Consider the following 18,250-nt stretch of genomic DNA (forward strand, 5'->3'; position numbering starts at 1 on the left):
GGCGATCTGGACGAAACACAGTCCTGAGTGGTAGCCTATGCAAATCCCAGCAAAGATGGGGCATATATTCGGCGAAGCCGGGTTGGCAAAACTAACCGGCGTCGCGGAGCTGTATGTATTTTCACAAAGCCAAGGACATATTGAGGGAAAAGACGATGGGGTCGAGAACTTACACCGGGGCTTCATTCAAAGATTTGATGAACGACAATTATTTCCCTCTGGAAAATATGCAGAGGAGCGTGGACATCCTCAAGGCGTCGTCGGACATCCACGTGCCGACCCTGGAGTACGGCCAGTACCATCTGATCCTGACGCCAGCGGACAAATGGCCGGACGGGAGCGCGGCGTACTGGCACAAGGAGAAGGGACGGGCTCGCGTCGACCTCACCACGCAGTTGAATACGGTCCCGCTGTCCAAGGACGAGCCCGGCGTGATCCCGCTGACGCGATGCGCGCTGCTCGATGCCTGCGTGCGGAAGTGCTTCAATTCCGAGCCGCCGATCCCGATGAAGACGAACATCATCACCCACGCGGCGAGCGACGCCTATGCCGACCGGCACGAAATCCGGCTGGAGTGGGAATACGACAACGGCGAGGACCAGGCGCCGACGCTGCTCCACCTGACGATGGTCTGTCCGTACCGACCCTGATTCCGAGCGGGAGCAGCGCGGAGGCTTCCGCACCAATCTAAGATGGTCCGTCGTCGCCACAGCATGCGTTGCACGACGGACCAATCATGCCCCGCCCGCTCCGCTCGAAGGCCGCGTTGCACTGTCTCGCGGCCGCGCCCCGTCACGGGCCTGTCGCACGAAGATGATCCGCTACCTGCCAGTGCGCGTGCGAGTCGCCTGCTTGAGGCGACCGCCGCGTTCGTTTGACAGGAGCGCCCGATGCCCGTTGGACTGCTGGAGGTCGTAGGCACCATCGATGTCAGCCAGTTCTGGCCGGAGGGCCGGTCGGACGCCGACACCACCAAGGTCGTGGTGAATGTCGCCCCAGACGCGATCCGCTTCCGCAAGAACGATTCGGTGCCGTTCCAGCCGACCCACGTCTTCGAGGGCGCCAAGGTCAAGGGCCGGACCGCGTCGGCGCCGATCAAGAACGGCAAGCTCACCATTCGCCTTCAGGGCATCGACGCGCCCGAGCTGCATTATCAGCCCTCGCCGCTCTCGGCCGCCGAGAAGAAGGGCCTGAGCGACGCCAAGCGGCAGGCCTATCACGAGGTCACACACCCCTACCGGCAGTTTCTGGGCGCGACGACGAGCAAGGCGCTGCATGACTTCCTCAGCAGCGCCGGCGGGCCGACGCTCGCCTGCCGCGTGTTCACCCATGTCGATGCGCCGAACGAGGTGTTCGACACCTATGGCCGGCTGGTCGGCGACATCGAGGTGACGGTCGCCGGCAAGACCATCGACATCAACCACTGGCTGGTCGAACAGGGCTTTGCCTATCCAACCTTCTACTCTTCGATGAACGACGACGAGATCAAGGCCTTCCTCGCGCTCGCGAAGCCCGCACGCGCGCAGAAGCTGCCGGTCTGGAAGCATCTCGCCAAGACGATTCCCGCTTTCGACTTCGACCTGCGCGAACCCAGGAAGAACGAGACCGACGTGCTCGCGACCGACAAGGGTCCGGTGATCCTGCCAAAGCTCTATCGCCGCTACACCAACTGGTCGGCGCGCAAGAAGGCGAAGGTGACGAGCCAGACCTTCCAGAAATTTCTGGGCGAAGGCTCCGGCGGCAAGCCCGACACCTGCTACGAGATCGACGACTTCCTGACCAACGGCGTGCACTCGGCCACGCCGCGCAATTTCGCCGACTTCGTCGAAGGCGGCAAGACGATCAAGTTTCAGCCGGAGGGGCTGGTGTTCGGCGAGGCGCCGTCGAGCCTCGTGGGGGCGGACGGCAAGCCGATCACGACGTTCTGAGGACGTGCGCGGCCGACCGGCATCAACGGCGTTTTGTCGCAGATTGTTGCCGGCCGTGAGCTCGCACGTTCATGCGCCGCTATTCTCCTGTCGTTGCAGGCATTTCCGGCGGCCGAGCCTGGCCGATCAAAGGCTGCTCGCGCTAACGGTTAGAATTCGCTACTACACAACCATAGATTTTTCGTCTATTTTCCTGGCCGCGGCGATTGCAGGGCGTCCTCGGTCGAAGTCCGAGTGACCCAAGATGCCGGCTCTCAAGGCGAGCTGGTGGATGAGCGGAAGATCAATCCGGCGGAGCCGCCTGCCCGTTCTCTCGGCCGGCCGGCGCCGCAGTCAAGCGACAAGGAGAACGGCATGCTGGTTCGACAGAACGTGTGGGAGCTTGGCGGCGACTGGGCGGATCCGATTCTCTGGTACGCGCGCGCGGTTGGCGCATTGAGGCCGAAGCCGCTCAACGATCGAACCAGCTGGCGCTTCTGGGCCGGCATGCACGGCTATCATCAGGGCCTGTGGGAGTTCTACGGCTACAAGGCGCCTGCCGAGCAAGTTCCTGCCCAGGCCGACTTCGACGAGTTCTGGCAGCAATGTCAGCACGGCAGCTGGTATTTTCTGCCGTGGCACCGCGGCTATCTGATCGGATTTGAGAAGCTCATTCGTTCGACCGTCGTGACGCTCGGCGGGCCGCCTGACTGGACCTTGCCCTACTGGAACTACTTCAAACCCGGTCAGGATGGCTTGCCGCCGGCATTCGGCAGCCCGGACTGGCCGGACGGCACAGGCAACAATCCCCTCTTCATTGAACAGCGGTGGGGACCCGGCGATCCCTCGCAGCCCGGCAAGGTCTTCGTCCCGCTCGACGCCGTGAACCTGGACGCGATGGACGTTCACGAGTTCACCGGTGTGGCAAGTGGCGGCGACCGCGGCTTCGGTGGCATCGACACCGGCTTCGAGCACGGCGGCACCAAGCATGGCGACATCGAAAGTCAACCGCACGACCAGGTTCACGGCCTTGTCGGCGGCGAGAAGATGTTCCCGGAGGCGAGCACGAGGCCATTGCCAGGACTGATGTCGTCACCGGTGACGGCCGGTCTGGATCCCATCTTCTGGCTGCACCACGCGAATATCGATCGGCTGTGGCAAAGCTGGAGGCAGAGCGATTCCCAAAACACGGATCCCGAAGAAGCCAGTTGGAAGAAGGGACCTGCCAGCCTCGGCCAGCACAAATTTGTCGTTCCTCTCCCCGACGGCTCGCCGTGGGAGTACACGCCGGAACAGATGTCGGACTTTGCCGGGGTGGGCTATACTTACAGCGATTTCTCGCCGGCAGGCGCGCCATTGGCGGCCGTCGCCGGCAGGACAGCGACATCATCCGGAGCGGTCGCGATGGCGAGATCGACTGGAGCAACAGTTGAGGTGCTTGGCGCCAATGCCCAATCGCTTCCCGTCGCAGGGAAAGGTGCCGAGACCTCCGTGCAACTCGATGCGCGTACGCATACGAAAGTTGCCGCCAGGCTGGCTGCCGGCCCCGCGCCCGGGGCGCGCGCGGAGCAGGTCTTTCTCAATCTGGAGAATGTGCGCGGATATTCCGACGCCACCGTGCTGCAGGTGTATCTGCAGTTTGCGGGGAAGGACGGCGCGCCGTCCTTCGAGCGGCAGGTCGGGAGCATCGGGCTGTTCGGCATCACCAAGGCGACGGAGAGCGATACCGGGCACGCGGGAGACGGCTTGTCGTATGCGCTGAACATTACCAAGCCCTATTCGGAGTTCGCCGGTTCGGGCAATGCCGATCCCGCAAAGGTCGGCGTTCGCCTCCAGGCCGTCGCGCCGGTGCAGCAGTCGGCCGACGTGAGTGTCGGCCGCATCAGCATCGTCCGACAGGGCGATTGACGGCAGCTCATGACGCCCGCGGCCTACGAGCGTCTGCAAATCCGTATTCCGCTCACCGTCGCGGCAGCCGCCGCGTGGGCGGCCGTCGTGGCGTTGTCGGACCAGCGCAGGCTCGTCGCCTTCTGCAACAGCGATGTCTGGCCGGCACTGTCGCTCGATCAGCTCACCCTTGCCATGACGTTCTATTCGCCGACAACACTCGCCGGCGAATGGATGCTGATGGTCGCGGCGATGATGACGCCGATGCTCGCGGGCGCTCTTGGGCACGTGCGTGCGCGAAGCCTGCCGCGCCGACGCATGCGGTCGATGGCGCTCTTCGTGATCGGATATTGCGCCATCTGGGTTGCCTGTGGCGTTCCCATCGTGCTGGCCGCGCTGGCGCTGCAACTGATGCAATCATCATCGATCGTCACGATCGCATTGGCGGGATCGCTCGTCCTGGTCTGGCAATTCTCCCCCGGGAAACAGATCTGCCTGAACCACTGCCACGACCAGCCGCCGCTGGCGGCGTATGGGATCAGGGCCGATCTGGCTGCTCTCGGATATGGCGTCACCCAGGGTATCTGGTGTTGCGGAGCCTGCTGGGCGCTGATGCTCGTTCCGTTGGTGACGCAAGGCGGGCATTTGGCGGCGATGGCCGCGACCAGTGCATTCTTGATCGCCGAGCGCCTGGACAAACCGCGGCGCCCGGCCTGGGAGGTGCGATGGCCATCGACCGCTGCCAGGCTGCTATGGTTCAGGCTTGGCCTTTGGCGACGCTCGGAGAGCGCCGGAGTGAAGGCAACCTGATCGGTGCCGACGGCACGCGCGACGACGCGATTCCCGTAGGCGACCGGGCAAACTTTGCCGGCGACACCGCCGCACCGGCAATTTTTTCAAGCTGCCGATGAGCGCGTGCCCGGAAACATCGGGAAATCGAACGAAAAGATTTGGCACGTACGTTGCTTGCCCTTCGCGATCGTCTCGAGGGGCCGAACATGCAAGTCACGCCAGGAGCTTCAATCTTCGGCTACCAGCCTGCGAAAGCCGGCTCATCGACCGGTGCATCGAAGCCGTCGGTGACCGACAATAGTGGGCCCTCGCAAGCAAGCGAAGATGGCGCATCGGGCGACAGCAGCGTCGTGCAGGAGTTCCTGAAATACGCGAAGATGAATCCCTTCGACCGTATGCGGGCTGCCATTCTGAAGAGCATGAATCTCAGCGAGGCCGACCTCGCCAACATGACCCCGGACCAGAAAGCGGCGGTGGAGCAGAAGATCCGGGACGCCATCGAAAAGGAGCTGGAGAAGAAGGGCCAGCAGCCCGGCAGCCTGGTCGACCAGTCCGCGTAACGACCGCGCATCACCAGTGGAATGTCGCGCCTTTTCCAATCTCGCAATCGAATGCCGTATCCTTGAGAACGGCGTCATTGACGGCATCCAGGACCATCGTGCGCGCCTCGATCCTGCCATTTGGGTGCACCCTGAACGACAGGAATTCCCTGACCGCCTTGTCCGGTCTCACCGTGAAATGGGTCGTTGCAAAAGCGATCGTCCCGTCAGGCTGGATCATGTATCCGTCAAACCGCATGCTCGCCTTGACCGGAGGCCCCGCCGCGCCCGTGCCGTGAACTTGACAGGCTGAAAGGTCGACGAGCATGCGAAATTCCTTGCCGTCGACGATCGCCTTGTTCAGCGCCGCATAGTCGGCATTTCCGGGTTCGTCCGCGATCGCGGGGTGCGTCCAGAAGCTTGCCACGATCGCCAGAGCGGCAGCGCAGCTGCGCAGATCATTCGACAAATGTGGCTCCCAGGGATTGAGGCTCTAGCCGGCTCCCGACTCGAACTTCACCGCCTCATGATTGGTGATGACCTCTCGAACGACCAGGGCATGCAGCTTCCGGGTAAAATCCGGATCGAGCCCGCTCTGTGCGGCAAGGATGCGAAGCCGTTTCAATTGCGCCGCTTCACGTCTGGGATCCCGGGATTCCAGTCCATGCCTGGCCTTGAGCTCTCCGATCGCATCCGTGCAGCGAAAGCGTTCTGCGAGCAGGTGCACCATCGCCGCATCCAGATTGTCGATGCTGCGGCGCAGCCTGGCGAGATCGCCGGCAAACTCCTGGTCATCATCCGTCATCGATCGGCACCTCCAGGCAGCGCCGCGGCGGACAACCCGCCCTTCTGCAGAATGAAGCCCGCGATCTCGTCGACACCTTGGCCACTCTTCAGATTGGAGAAGATGAACGGTCGCGCGCCTCGCATCCGCCGCGCGTCCGCTTCCATGATCTCCAGATTCGCGCCCACCATGGGAGCCAGGTCGATCTTGTTGATCACCAGCAGATCGGATCGCATGATCCCCGGCCCTCCCTTGCGCGGGATCTTCTCTCCGGCGGCGACGTCGATGACGTAGACGGTCAGGTCCGCAAGCTCTGGGCTGAAGGTGGCGGCGAGATTGTCGCCGCCCGACTCGACGAAGCAAAGCTCCGCGTCCGGAAACTTCAGGTTCATGTCGTGGATTGCCGCCAGGTTCATCGAGGCGTCCTCCCGTATGGCCGTATGCGGACAGCCACCCGTCTCCACCCCCATGATGCGCTCTGCCGCCAATGCCTGCGCGCGGGTCAGAATGAGCTGATCCTCCTTGGTGTAGATGTCGTTGGTGATGACGTAGATCTCGTAGAAATCGCGCAGGTGCTTGCACAGCGCCTCGACCAGCGCCGTCTTTCCGGAACCGACCGGACCGCCGATGCCGACGCGCAGCGGCCCGTTGGTTGCCGCAATGCCGGGTGTGCGGAGAGACCTGCTCTCGCGTTCAATCGTCTTCATGACCGAAACAACCTCGTATACTGGAGCTCGTGTGCGATGGACGCGAGCTCAACCATCAGGCCCGCCGAACCGAGATCGTCGACCGTCTCACGGCTTGCGATTTCACTGCGCGACAGGATCGGTAGCTCGAGCGCCGCGATGGCGAGCTGACCATCGGTCTGACCGAGAGGCACCAATCGCACGCCCGCGCTCACCAGATTGGCGACATAGCTGTGCAGGAATGCCGGCAGCGCGATTTCGACGGCAATCCGTTCGCGCGCGGCTCGCGCTCCGAGCAGGACAGCCAGCACCGGCGGACATTTCGGGTCGGAGAACATGTCCAGAATTCGATCCGGCCAGACACTGCGAAGGGTTGAAAGGCACGCAGACGATTGCTGGGCGGATTCGAGCACGAATTCGGATGTGCCGCGGGAAGCGGCGGCGAGTTCGGCCAGCTCCGGGAGCTGGTCCTCGGCACCCTCGGCCACGCATCGGTAGGCTTCGCTGAAGAAGATGGCTTCGTTTCGGCCGGAGCCATAGCAAAGGTCGGCCTCGAGCCAATCGATCAGGCTGCGCCGATCGGAGACATAGCCGGCCTCCACCGCCCATTCCAGTCCGTGCGAGTAGCTGTAGGCCCCGTTCGGGAACGACGGCGAGAGCCAGCTCTGCAGCCTCAGGAACGCCAGCGCCTGCTGTCCATAACTCTGGTCTGTCATCGCACCACCATGCCGGCAACGCGTCAGTACATGAAATAGCGCTGCGCCATCGGGACCACATTCACCGGCGGACACGTGAGCAGCCGTCCGTCGGCTCGCACCTCGTAGGTCTCGGGATCGACCTCCATGAGGGGCAGCGCGTCGTTGAGAATCATGGAATGCTTGCCGATCGACCGCGTGTTCGAGACCGGCAGGAGTTGCTTTGCCAGGCCCAGCTGTCTCGTCGTTTCGAGCGAGGCCTGACTGACGAAGGTCACGGAATTTCTGCCGGGAGAACGGCCAAAGGCGCCGAACATCGGCCGGTAATATTCCGGCTGAGGCGTCGGTATCGACGCATTGGGGTCGCCCATGATCGCGGCGACGATCATGCCGGATTTCAAGACCATGTCGGGCTTGATGCCGAAGAACGCCGGATCCCAGACCACGATGTCCGCGAGCTTTCCGACCTCGACCGAACCGACATGGCGTGACATTCCCTGCACGATGGCCGGGTTGATCGTGTATTTCGCGACGTAGCGCCGCGCCCTGAAATTGTCGTTCTGCCCCGTCTCCTCCGGCAACCGCCCGAACTGCTTCTTCATCTTGTCGGCGGTTTGCCACGTCCGGGTGATCACCTCGCCGACGCGCCCCATCGCCTGGCTATCCGACGACACGATCGAGAATGCGCCGAGGTCGTGCAGGATGTCCTCGGCGGCGATCGTCTCCTTTCGGATGCGGCTCTCCGCGAAGGCGACATCCTCCGGAATGCGGCGGTCCAGATGGTGGGTCACCATCAGCATGTCGAGTGCTTCGTCGAGCGTGTTCGCGGTGTAGGGGCGCGTGGGATTTGTCGAGGCCGGAATGACGTTGCTCTCGCCGCAGACCTTGATGATATCAGGCGCGTGCCCGCCGCCGGCCCCTTCCGTATGGGCCGCATGGATCGTCCTGCCCTTGAACGCGGCGATCGTGCGCTCGACGAACCCGCCTTCGTTCAGGGAATCGGTGTGGATCATGACCTGCACGTCCATGTCGTCGGCGACAGAGAGGCAGCAGTCGATCGATGCGGGCGTTGCGCCCCAGTCTTCGTGCAGCTTCAGGCCGCACGCGCCGGCTTCGATCTGCTCGACAAGGCCCGCGGGTAGGCTCGCATTGCCCTTGCCGAAAATGCCGAAGTTCATCGGGAAGCCATCCAGCGCCTCGAGCATCCGATGGATGTGCCATGGCCCCGGCGTACAGGTCGTCGCCGTCGTCCCTGCGGCGGGTCCGGTCCCACCACCCATCATGGTCGTGACGCCCGAGAAGAGCGCCTCGTCGATCTGCTGGGGGCAGATGAAATGAATGTGCGTATCCATTCCGCCGGCGGTGATGATCTTGCCCTCGCCCGCGATGATTTCCGTCCCCGGCCCAATGATGATCGAGATGCCCGGCTGAATGTCGGGGTTGCCCGCCTTGCCGATGGCGGCAATGAGCCCGTCCCTGATCGCGATGTCGGCCTTGACGATTCCCCAGTGATCGAGGATCAGCGCGTTGGTAATGACCGTATCGACCGCGCCCTGCGCGCGCGTGAGCTGCGATTGTCCCATGCCGTCGCGAATGACCTTGCCGCCGCCGAACTTGACCTCCTCGCCATAGATCGTGAGGTCCCTCTCGGGCGCGATGAACAGGTCAGTGTCCGCCAGGCGCACCCTGTCGCCGACCGTGGGGCCGAACATCTGCGCATAGGCCGCGCGGCTCATCGTGTGGGACATGTCTTCCTCACCTTATTCGTTGGCGCCGGACGCATCGGTCCCCGATTCCAGAGGTCCCATCACGCCGCCGCTGAAGCCGTAGATGCGCCGCGCTCCGGCAAACGGAATCAATGAGACCTCGCGCGACTGACCCGGCTCGAACCGCACGGCCGTCCCGGCCGGGATATCGAGGCGGCATCCACGAGCGGTTGATCGATCGAACGCGAGTGCGGCGTTCACTTCGGCGAAGTGATAATGGCTGCCCACCTGGACCGGCCGGTCGCCGGTGTTGGCTACGGTAATCGACAGTGCCGTCCTGTCCCCGTTCAGGACGATGTCGCCGTCAGCCGGAATGACCTCCCCGGGAATCATGCCACGCCTCCAAGCAGCAGCAGCCCGACAAGCCCGGCGCATACGCCCGCCGCGCGAAGCAAGCTTCGTCTGGCCGCGTTTCCTCCTGAGAACCCGATGACCATGCCGGTCAGGAGAAGAGCGGCGGTCGCCGTCGTGAAGCCGATCACGTAGGGAACAAGCATCGAGGCGGCTTCAGTTCCGTGAGCGTGACCATGGAAGAACGCGAACAGGCCGACCGCCGCCGCGCCCAGCATGACGGGCATCCTGAATTCGAACGCAACGAACGCACCCAGCGCCACCACCGAGAGGCTGATCGCCGCCTCCACAAAGCCCAGCTCAAGTCCCGCGCTTGCCGCGGCGAAGCCGCCCAGCATCGCGATCAGAAAGGTCAGCGGCCACACCGCTCTCGCGGATCCGTCCACAAGCGCGCTCCACGTTCCCACCAAGGTGATCGCAATCAGATGATCCGCGCCGCTGAACGGATGGACGAGACCGGCGTCGAACGAACTGCCCGCTCCTGGGACAGGATGAGCGAAGGCCGGCGCGGCAAGCAGGCTCAACGCGGCGACGCAAATCGGGATGATACGCATCATCAGCTCCTATCGGATCGGGTTGTGCACCGGGACAAGCTTGGTCCCGTCCGGAAAAGTTGCCTCCACTTGGATCTCGCGGATCATTTCCGGGATGCCCTCCATGACCTGGTCGCGCCGCAGCAGCCGGCCGCCTTCGGACATCAGGTCCGCGACCGATCGTCCGTCGCGGGCGCCTTCCATGATGGCATCCGAAATCAATGCGATGCTTTCGGGATAATTCAGCTTGACGCCGCGCGCGAGCCGGCCGCGCGCAACGATCGCGGCGAGGGCGATCATCAGCTTGTCTCGTTCCCGTGGCGTCAGATTCAAGATGCTCCTCCCACTTGGCCGCGCTGCTAACAGGACCACATCTTCGGCACTCCGAAGGGACCGGATCCGAGTTCATGATCGAGTTGATCGAGGAAGCGGCGCAGACCTCGCCTGAGATCCACGCTTGCAATCGCGGCGACCCGGACGACGATGATCGCGCCCACGATCGTGACGCCGCACGCGCATTCCAGGGACGCACCGATCTCGCGCAATCTCTCGAGCCGGGCCTCGAGACCCGGACCGAAATAGATCATTGTCGCGATCGCCTTCCAGTTCGAGAGCAGCGCCGTCTTCCGAAGCTGCAGGAGCGCCTGGTCGGAGGCGAGGAAGCCATCTGCCCACACCAGACGGCCGTCGACCCTGACGCGCCAACTGTCCAGGATATGTCCGGCAAGAACTTCCTCGCCGCTTTCGATGCGGCCAAGAACCAGCCACTCGAGGGCAATCAATTCGGTGCCCGAGCTCACATCGATCTCGGTCTGTCGCGCGATGCGCGCCTGGTTGAAGACGATCGTCTCTTGCGGAAGCCACGCAAGCCGGGCATTTCCCTCAGCCCTTAACCGCGTCCGGATTCGCGCAGGCCGATCCAGCGCCCGATAGACCTTCTCCGCGGCCTGCGTGGTCACCGCGACCGACGCATTCCCTTGAGCGACCACCTCGATCCTGATCTCGTCGCCGCCTGCGACACCGCCCGAGGTATTGATGAGGACCGCCTCCTTGCGCCGACGATCGTCGACATTCGGGAAGGCAACGGCCATCGGAAACTTCTGATAGACGTCGATGATCTCCGTGCCGTTTGCGGCGCCGGAGAACACCACGCGAGCTTCCCCGACAGCGCGCTGCAGATCGAATTTTTCCGTGGCGCTCTGCCCTTCTCCCGGATGGCCGGGATGAGCCGCGGATGTCCCGCGAGAGCGCTCATGAATTGCTTCAAACATCCGTCTCGGGGCTCATGATTGACTGTGTGTGTCTCGCATATCGGCGAGGGAGAGGCCGGGCGCGGAACGGCAATGCCGGCCACGCCCGGACCTCGTGTCGCGAAACCGGGATCAGAAACCCGCAAGACCCTGGGAGCCGTTGTACGGGATCTTGACGCTGCCGATCTCCTTCAGCGAACCGTCCGGCTGGGTGCTGTAGCTGACCAGCTTCGAGGCGTTGCCGTAGATCTGATAGAGATAGGCGCCGTCGGGCGAGATCCAGCTATCGCTGGGACCGCTCGTCACGGTTCCGTTCAATCCCCTCGCGGTGCCGTCGCCGGGGACCTTCGGACACGCCGGATCGCACGCAATCTCCAGGCCGCTACCATTGATGCGGTAGCTGCTGATGTTGCTGTAGCCGAAGTTCGTCGCGTAGATCGTGCGATCATCGGGCGCGACGGCCAGCCAGCACAGCTCGGACGGCAGGCCCGCGCTGGTATCGATCTTGACGAGCGGGCCGATCTCGATCGAGCCGTTCTTCTCGATGGTGCAGATGGAGCATCCGTCACCGACGGCATAGCCGATCACGAACGTATTCGGACGCTGATTCAGGAACGCGATGTAGAACGGAGAACCGCCCTTCGCATCGTAGAACCTGGCCGTGCCGAGCGAGCCGTCCTTTTGCAGGGCGAACACGGCGAGGCCGTCCGGATCCGGTGCATTCGACGCGATCGAGTGCAACGCGCCGCCGGCGCGCTGGACCCAGAGAATCGGCGAGCCGTCGGGATACAAGCCGGTGAGCGCGATCGGCTCATCGAAAGTGGTGCCGACAAGTACAAGCTCCTCGTTGGGCGAGACCACGACCATGGTGGAGACGCGGTTCCGCTTGCTGTACGTGTTCACCGTGTATCGCTCGGGCCGCGTCTTGAGCATGCCTTCGGCATCGACCGACATCAGCCGAAGATGATCCGGTCCGAACGCGTGCAGAACGAAGAGGGTGCGCGTCGACGGAGCGAAAGCCAGCGATTTGGCCGTGCCACTCCTGCCCTCGACCGGGTTGCCGGTCGACTTCACGTCGAGCAGCGTGAGACGACCGTCGCTCTCCAGGCGGAAGCTCGAAACGGAATTGTCTCCGCCATTGGTCGCAAACAAAAAGCGCCGATCGGATGTAATGATGACGCTTCCCGCACCCTCGTAAGAGTTGGGCGCGCTGTCCTGGCCGCTGATCGGCTTGAATTCACCGGAGCCGGCGCCGCCCGTCTTGATACGCGCGACCTCGGCCAGCTTGCCGTCCGCCTGCCGCGTGTAGTGGATAATGGCGTTGTCGATCTCATTGGTCTGGATATAGAGATGGCCAGTCTGCCCCTTCGACATTCCCATCTCGCTCGTCGTCGCCTCTTTAGCCATCTCTCGCTCCTCTGATGATTGGCTTTGGTAAATCGAATGACTTTCGGTGACCTGCACCATCGCTATGGCTTCAACGGAGGGTATCCACCGACGTAAACCCAGTCGGACGTCCGCACGGGCACATGGCACGCCTGGCATTGGGCCCTGTAATTCGTCGTCGTCGTTTTCGAGCGATCGCCCGCGTCGAACCAGGACCATCCCCAGCCGTCGCCCCACAACGCGCTCTCCGGGTGACGGTTCGCGGAGTCCTTCACCATGACGAACCACCCCTTCAAAGCATCGGCGCGGCTGACGGTACCGGTTGTCATTTCAGAGGTCGCCGCCTTGAACACCTCCTTGACCAGCACCGCTCCGTCCGGGAAGCGCTTGTCCTTCCGATAGGCGTCGATCACTCCGGGCGAGGCGTACACGACGTGAAGCTCCTTCGAGCCGTGAGTGTCGTCTGCCGCAATCGCCCAGCTTCCGAGGATTTGATAGGTCGTACGATAATCATCGGGCACGTGCAGATGCCCGTCGCGGTCGGCGACACTCGCGCCGGTCGAAACGCCATCCGCCGCGTTCGCCCGCAACTGTGACTGCCTGACCGCGGCCGCGATCCCAAGGATCACGACGAAGGCGACACAAGCGGCTTTGAGGATTTTCATGCCGATCTTCCGCCGATTACGCGGTCACCGCGCGTCCTTGTTGTCCAGCAGCGGATAGAACTGGGTCCAGACCTCATCCTTCTTGGCGTTGGCGATATGGCAGTAGGCGCACTCGTCCTTCGACTTCACCTTGGCCATCGACGCCTTCGGTTCGTGGTGATTGAAGTTGAAATAGCCCCACCCGTTGGTGTCGGCGAAGCGCTTCGAGTCCTTGACGGTCACGTCGGCGCCGTTCCACTTGCCCGGGAAGTAGCCCCGCCCCGACGCTTCCGTTCGCGAGCCGTCGGCGTTCTCCTGCGGCAATGTCAGCTGCAGCTCCTTGAACAGGATCGTCCCTTCGGGGAATTCGCCGGTCTTCTTGTAGATCGCGTACGAGCCCGGCTCGATATAGACGTTGTGGAATTCCGGGAAGTTCGCCTGCCCGCCGTTGAGGGCATTTGGCGTCAGCGGCGAGCCGACATAGACCCACTCGTGGAAATTCTTCGGCAGGAGCAACTGCCCGTCCGCGGTGTATTCCGGCAGATAGCGCGTATTGCTCTGGGCATTGCTATCCTTGAGCGATCCGAAGAACAGGATCGTTGCGACCGCACTGCCTACGATGACCGCCGCTGCTGCCTGGACTCTCACGCGCATTGTCTTCTCCCGCGACTGCGGCCGAACGCGCGAGGCGCCGGCACGATTGACCTGTCGAGAGATGACTTAGCCAGTCGCGGAAGATCCTGCGCGCTGGGGATTGCTTCCGCTTTGGCCATCTTGATGCATTCCGTGCCGAACCTGCGATCGGTGAAGGGGTTCACGCTTCGGAAGCAAGACGCACAGCCCAATCGGCACCGCGATCGCGGCGCGGACGGCCATGGAAACGACCGAGAGGGTGCAAGGTCAGCGGGTGAGGTCTGAAAGCGGGGCCGCTCTCAGGGGGCGCTCGCGGCAGATCCGGTAATTGTCCTGCCAGGGGCGAAGCCGCTCGAAGGCCGCGCTCGCGGCCAGCACGTCGAAGTCGGCGTTTCGCCGACCTATGATTTGCATCCCGACCGGAAGTCCATCCGACAGACCCGCCGGAATCGAGGCTGCCGGATGACCGGTGAAATTGACGAAGTAGGTCAGGGCCCATCCGATCAGAGGATCTATCTCGACACCATTGATCGACTTCGGTCCAGCCGTGTTGCCGTCGCTGGCGTTGTCGACCGGCGGGCACGCGACGGTCGGCGTGACCAACAGATCGAATCTTTCAAGGACGTTCTGGAAGGCATCATAGACCTCCGACCGGACGGCCTGATCGCGGAAGAAATCAAGCCCCGACATGCGATTGGTCTTCTCGACCCAATCCATGTATTCAGGCGGAAAGTCGTCGCGATGCTCGCCGAACAAATCGATGCCGTCGCGCTTCATGTTCTCGATCGCCTGCAGGTTCAGGAGCATGTAGAGACGCGACCAGACGTCGCTCAGCTCCCGTTGCGAGCGGACGATGCCGAGCTTCACTTCCTCCACGTGAGCGCCGGCTTCCTCGAACGCCTGTACCGCGCGGCGGACCGTCGCCGCGACTTTTCCGTCGACCGGAAAGACGTCCAGATCCGGACTATAGGCAATCTTGAGGCCACGGATCGAACGACGGGTCGCCGCGGTGAAGTCGACGGGCGGCTCGATCAGGCTGAAGGGATCTCGCGGATCAGGGCCGGCGAGTACGTTCAACGCGATGGCGGCATCTTCGACCGTCCGCGTGATGGGCCCTTCGAACAGGAACGGAGAGTCGGCCACGCCGAACGCGTTGGGACGCACGAGGAACGGCACGCGTCCGAATGACGCCTTGTAGCCATAGACCCCACACCAGGCGGAAGGGATTCGTATCGAGCCGCCGGCGTCCGTACCTTCTGCAATGGGTAGCAGTCCATCGGCGACCGCCGCAGCGCTTCCTCCGGATGAGCCGCCCGTGTTCTTGGCAAGATTGAACGGGTTGCGCGTGGGACCAAACAGGTAGTTGTCGCAGGTGCCTCGGAATCCCATGAGGGGGCTGTTGGTCTTGCCGAGGAACACGGCGCCGCCGCGCTTCTCCATGCGTTCGCAGAACACGCAGTAACCGTTCACGACGTGATGCTTGAGCGCGCGGATGCCGCCCAGGCTCGCAGGCCAGCCCGGCTTGAAGTCGAACAGATCCTTGAGCGCAGACGGGATGCCGTGCAGCGGCCCCCACGACTCGCCGGCGACCAATGCGCGCTCGGCCTCTTTCGCTCTCGTGCGGGCGCCGTCGAAATCGAGATAGACCAGCGCATTCAGGCTCGGGTTGCGCGCTTCGATGCGCCGGATGAACGCATCGACCACGTCAACCGGCGACAGCTCACGCCGCCGGATGCGAGCCGCCAGTTCGTGCGCGGTGAGGTAAGCGAGTTCGTCGGAATGCAAGGGCTGGCTCACGCTCGACATCGTCTCCTCCTTCTGAACCACTTCAGGACGAAGCCGCATTTGACATTGAAACAGTTCTTGCCTGCGCAGCCGTGATTGCTTCGTCTTTCGCAATCTTGATGCATTCACCGCGACGGCCATCGACAAGGCATCGATCAGGGTTCATGTGCGCTGACGTGGGCTGCAGGTTACGCCGACGCGCGTTGGGACATCCTGCGCGTCACTGCACAAGGGCACGCTTCCATGGATCGACCTCCCGTTTCTCGCGGCTTCAAATCCAAGCGACAGACACCCGAAGCCGCCCGGCTGCCGCCGGGTCAGTATCTGACGACCGACTTCCCGGTGCTGTCCGCCGGACCTACGCCGGAGGTCCGTGTGGCCGACTGGAAGATTGCGCTTCAACTCGGCGGATCGTTGCTGGGGAAATGGACCTGGGACGAATTCGAGGCACTGCCCCAGACCACGATCACGGTCGACATTCACTGCGTCACCAAATGGACGAAGCTCGGCACGGTCTGGCAGGGCGTCAGCTTCGACGATCTTCTCAAGGTGGCCGGGCTGAGCGAGCCGCCGGACGCCTATGTCATGGCGCATTGCGACGGCGGATACACCACGAACCTTCCGGTGGCCGACCTGGTCGCGGGAAAGGCGATGATCGCGACCCGCTATGAGGGTCTGCCGCTTGCCCCGGCGCACGGTGGCCCCGCGCGACTTCTGGTGCCGCATCTTTACTTCTGGAAGAGCGCAAAATGGCTGCGAAGGCTTCGCTTCATGCCCAAGGACGAGCCCGGGTTCTGGGAATCGCGTGGTTATCACAACTATGGCGATCCCTGGCGGGAGCAACGTTATGACGGCGATTGATGCGCCTCTGCAGCAGCCCAGGATCGCGTGGCAGACCGGTCGCGTGCAGGCCATCGTGGCTGAAACAAGCCGGGTGAAGAGCATCATCCTGCAGCCGGCCAACTGGTCCGGGCACTGGCCCGGCCAGCACGTCGACATCCGTCTCACCGCCGATGACGGCTATCAGGCCGAACGAAGCTACTCGATCGCATCGCCTCCCGAAGAGAAACTGCTCACTCTCACCGTGGAGCGGGTCGAGGACGGCGAGGTGTCCCCCTATCTCCTCGACGTACTGCGGGTTGGTGACGCTCTCGAATTTCGGGGACCCATTGGGCGGCATTTCATCTGGAGCCAAGCGCGCGGTGGACCGATTTGCCTGGTCGCGGGCGGCACCGGGATTACGCCGCTGATGGCCATGTTGCGCCACCGCAGGAGGTCGCTCGCACCCATACCGGCATCGTTGATCTATTCGGCACGCAGCCTTGCCGACGTCGTGTACCGGAATGAACTCGATACGATGGCTCACGGCGATCGCGACCTGCGCCTGGTCTATGCGCTCACCCGCGAGCATCCGAGCGACTGGAACGGACATCGGGGGCGGGTCAACGAGGCTCTGCTCGCAGAGAACAGCTTTACGCGCGAGCAGAATCCCACGTTCTTCATTTGCGGTCCTACCGGGTTTGTCGAAGGCATCTCGAGCATGCTCGTGAAGCTCGGCTTCGACCCGCTCGCCATAAGAACCGAGCGTTTCGGGCCAACAGGAGCATGATCGCCATGGCAGACAACATCGCCGACCTCATCCTTGGCGGTGATCCCGGCACACATTTGCTTCAAGAAGCCTTTGCCTTTGACATCACCCTGACGAAGATCCGGTGTGCGGCATGCAACACCGTGTCCTGCCTTGGCGCTCTCGCTGTCGACGGCGGGCCCGTGGAGGCGCTGGTCAGGTGCGCCGATTGCGGAAGCGATCTGATGAGGGCGACGCGCACTCAGAGGGGATGTGTCCTTGAAATGCACGGTGCCCGTCACCTGTACTTCTGAAGACCGCGCCCGATCGCCCGCCAAACTCCGAATCAAAGACCCGACATGCACGGTGAAGACGTCCACCTCGCTGAAATCGAGCGCCAGATTGCCGCCACGGCGGCGAAGCTTCGCGAGCTGATTGAACAGTCGGCCTCACATGTCGCCGCGATGAGCGAAGAGCTCGTCGGCCAGCGAATTGACGATCAGGCCGCACGGCTCGAGATTCTGATCAGGCGCCGCGACGAGCTCCTCAGAGCCAGATCTGGCGAAGACTGAAAAGGACGGCCGGGGCAGATCGGGAGGCGTCAGCCGTGAAATTTCAACCCGTCGACGATCTTGTCGATCACCTTACGCTCGGCGCGCATGGAAATCCCAACCAGATTCAGGTCTGTGCGGGAAACGGCCTTCACGACCTCGCGGTTGGCGGCGTCGTGAGCGGTCCTGAACATGTCCTCGGTATAGAGCCCCGGCGTCACTCCGCGCGTCAGTGCGCGATCGAGCGCGCGTGATAGCGCCGCGCGGTCGGCGCCATAGATCAGGATGGGCTGGCCGATCAACGGCAGATATTTCGTCCCGGAGCCGTCTTCGTAGGGGTCGCCGATGCAGGCCGGGAAAGCCGCCGCGATCCCGCCGGCGAGGAAAGAGGCCACATTCAGCTTCTGCCACGGCTCAAGGTCGGTGCGGACCACGACCGCGATCTTGGTGTCAAACTGCATGACGGTTTTGTCGCTATTCCTCAGCGCTCGCGA

23 protein-coding genes are annotated in these 18,250 nt (G+C 63.1%); 9 read left to right on the forward strand and 14 right to left on the reverse strand.

What is annotated here, in order from left to right:
- Positions 1 to 155 precede the first annotated feature (155 nt).
- The 5 genes from AB7535_RS32195 to AB7535_RS32215 all read left to right on the forward strand — a co-directional run bounded on the left by AB7535_RS32195 (position 156) and on the right by AB7535_RS32215 (position 5,146).
- On the forward strand, positions 156 to 650 hold the full coding sequence (locus AB7535_RS32195) for a hypothetical protein (RefSeq protein WP_436856032.1): 495 nt from the start codon (positions 156 to 158) through the stop codon (positions 648 to 650).
- 240 nt (positions 651 to 890) lie between these two features.
- Positions 891 to 1,928: a thermonuclease family protein gene (locus AB7535_RS32200; RefSeq protein ID WP_166345404.1), complete on the forward strand. Its 1,038-nt coding sequence runs from the start codon at positions 891 to 893 to the stop codon at positions 1,926 to 1,928.
- Positions 1,929 to 2,282: 354 nt separating this feature from the next.
- Positions 2,283 to 3,815, forward strand: a complete 1,533-nt coding sequence (locus AB7535_RS32205) for a tyrosinase family protein (RefSeq protein ID WP_231143850.1) — start codon at positions 2,283 to 2,285, stop codon at positions 3,813 to 3,815.
- 9 nt (positions 3,816 to 3,824) lie between these two features.
- Complete coding sequence (locus AB7535_RS32210; protein ID WP_166345410.1) at positions 3,825 to 4,604, forward strand: DUF2182 domain-containing protein; 780 nt, start codon at positions 3,825 to 3,827, stop codon at positions 4,602 to 4,604.
- Positions 4,605 to 4,792: 188 nt separating this feature from the next.
- Positions 4,793 to 5,146, forward strand: coding sequence for a hypothetical protein (locus AB7535_RS32215; protein ID WP_231143848.1), 354 nt, complete (start codon positions 4,793 to 4,795; stop codon positions 5,144 to 5,146).
- Positions 5,147 to 5,156: 10 nt separating this feature from the next.
- On the opposite strand, the gene AB7535_RS32220 is transcribed toward AB7535_RS32215, so the two are convergent.
- From AB7535_RS32220 to AB7535_RS32280, 13 genes are all read right to left on the reverse strand, one after another.
- Entirely contained in the window at positions 5,157 to 5,594 is a 438-nt protein-coding gene (locus AB7535_RS32220) for a VirK family protein (protein ID WP_084794956.1), read from the reverse strand.
- Between the two features lie 24 nt (positions 5,595 to 5,618).
- Positions 5,619 to 5,930, reverse strand: coding sequence for a chorismate mutase (locus AB7535_RS32225; protein WP_063980899.1), 312 nt, complete (start codon positions 5,928 to 5,930; stop codon positions 5,619 to 5,621).
- Positions 5,927 to 6,616: an urease accessory protein UreG gene (ureG, locus tag AB7535_RS32230; protein WP_354113448.1), complete on the reverse strand. Its 690-nt coding sequence runs from the start codon at positions 6,614 to 6,616 to the stop codon at positions 5,927 to 5,929. Before ureG ends, AB7535_RS32225 begins: the two co-directional genes overlap by 4 nt.
- The gene (locus AB7535_RS32235; protein ID WP_354113447.1) at positions 6,613 to 7,386 is read right to left on the reverse strand and encodes an urease accessory protein UreF; all 774 of its coding nucleotides are present in this window, start codon (positions 7,384 to 7,386) and stop codon (positions 6,613 to 6,615) included. Before AB7535_RS32235 ends, ureG begins: the two co-directional genes overlap by 4 nt.
- A complete protein-coding gene (gene ureC, locus AB7535_RS32240; protein ID WP_354113446.1) occupies positions 7,335 to 9,038 on the reverse strand; it encodes an urease subunit alpha in 1,704 nt (567 codons plus the stop codon). The genes AB7535_RS32235 and ureC overlap by 52 nt, the downstream gene beginning before the upstream one ends.
- Before the next feature lie 12 nt (positions 9,039 to 9,050).
- On the reverse strand, positions 9,051 to 9,389 hold the full coding sequence (locus AB7535_RS32245) for an urease subunit beta (protein WP_354102400.1): 339 nt from the start codon (positions 9,387 to 9,389) through the stop codon (positions 9,051 to 9,053).
- Positions 9,386 to 9,964 (reverse strand): HupE/UreJ family protein, encoded by a 579-nt coding sequence (locus AB7535_RS32250; RefSeq protein WP_354102399.1) that lies wholly within the window; start codon positions 9,962 to 9,964, stop codon positions 9,386 to 9,388. The genes AB7535_RS32245 and AB7535_RS32250 overlap by 4 nt, the downstream gene beginning before the upstream one ends.
- A 6-nt stretch (positions 9,965 to 9,970) precedes the next feature.
- A complete protein-coding gene (locus AB7535_RS32255) occupies positions 9,971 to 10,273 on the reverse strand; it encodes an urease subunit gamma (protein ID WP_028148889.1) in 303 nt (100 codons plus the stop codon).
- 26 nt (positions 10,274 to 10,299) lie between these two features.
- Positions 10,300 to 11,091, reverse strand: coding sequence for an urease accessory protein UreD (locus AB7535_RS32260; RefSeq protein WP_354102398.1), 792 nt, complete (start codon positions 11,089 to 11,091; stop codon positions 10,300 to 10,302).
- A 231-nt stretch (positions 11,092 to 11,322) separates the two neighbouring features.
- Entirely contained in the window at positions 11,323 to 12,597 is a 1,275-nt protein-coding gene (locus tag AB7535_RS32265; protein WP_166345429.1) for a beta-propeller fold lactonase family protein, read from the reverse strand.
- Between the two features lie 62 nt (positions 12,598 to 12,659).
- Positions 12,660 to 13,241, reverse strand: a complete 582-nt coding sequence (locus AB7535_RS32270) for a cytochrome P460 family protein (protein WP_354102397.1) — start codon at positions 13,239 to 13,241, stop codon at positions 12,660 to 12,662.
- Between the two features lie 24 nt (positions 13,242 to 13,265).
- Positions 13,266 to 13,874 carry a cytochrome P460 family protein gene (locus AB7535_RS32275; RefSeq protein WP_166078235.1) on the reverse strand — a complete coding sequence of 203 codons (609 nt, stop codon included), beginning with the start codon at positions 13,872 to 13,874 and terminating at the stop codon, positions 13,266 to 13,268.
- Positions 13,875 to 14,120: 246 nt separating this feature from the next.
- The gene (locus AB7535_RS32280) at positions 14,121 to 15,659 is read right to left on the reverse strand and encodes an amidase (RefSeq protein ID WP_354102396.1); all 1,539 of its coding nucleotides are present in this window, start codon (positions 15,657 to 15,659) and stop codon (positions 14,121 to 14,123) included.
- A gap of 222 nt (positions 15,660 to 15,881) precedes the next feature.
- Between AB7535_RS32280 and AB7535_RS32285 the strand changes: the two genes are divergently transcribed.
- From AB7535_RS32285 to AB7535_RS32300, 4 genes are read left to right on the forward strand one after another with little or no spacing between them, the layout of a single operon-like run.
- The gene (locus AB7535_RS32285; protein ID WP_354102395.1) at positions 15,882 to 16,499 is read left to right on the forward strand and encodes a sulfite oxidase-like oxidoreductase; all 618 of its coding nucleotides are present in this window, start codon (positions 15,882 to 15,884) and stop codon (positions 16,497 to 16,499) included.
- The gene (locus AB7535_RS32290) at positions 16,486 to 17,247 is read left to right on the forward strand and encodes a ferredoxin reductase (protein WP_354102394.1); all 762 of its coding nucleotides are present in this window, start codon (positions 16,486 to 16,488) and stop codon (positions 17,245 to 17,247) included. Before AB7535_RS32285 ends, AB7535_RS32290 begins: the two co-directional genes overlap by 14 nt.
- Before the next feature lie 5 nt (positions 17,248 to 17,252).
- Positions 17,253 to 17,519, forward strand: coding sequence for a DUF6510 family protein (locus AB7535_RS32295; RefSeq protein ID WP_354113443.1), 267 nt, complete (start codon positions 17,253 to 17,255; stop codon positions 17,517 to 17,519).
- A 45-nt stretch (positions 17,520 to 17,564) separates the two neighbouring features.
- Positions 17,565 to 17,777: a hypothetical protein gene (locus AB7535_RS32300; protein ID WP_071916785.1), complete on the forward strand. Its 213-nt coding sequence runs from the start codon at positions 17,565 to 17,567 to the stop codon at positions 17,775 to 17,777.
- A gap of 29 nt (positions 17,778 to 17,806) precedes the next feature.
- Here AB7535_RS32300 and AB7535_RS32305 read toward each other — a convergent pair whose 3' ends face one another.
- Positions 17,807 to 18,217, reverse strand: coding sequence for a DUF2000 family protein (locus AB7535_RS32305; RefSeq protein WP_247316165.1), 411 nt, complete (start codon positions 18,215 to 18,217; stop codon positions 17,807 to 17,809).
- Positions 18,218 to 18,250 lie beyond the last annotated feature (33 nt).

Origin of the sequence: Bradyrhizobium sp. 956_D2_N1_4 (genome assembly GCF_052076025.1) — a bacterium.
Classification (GTDB): domain Bacteria; phylum Pseudomonadota; class Alphaproteobacteria; order Rhizobiales; family Xanthobacteraceae; genus Bradyrhizobium; species Bradyrhizobium barranii.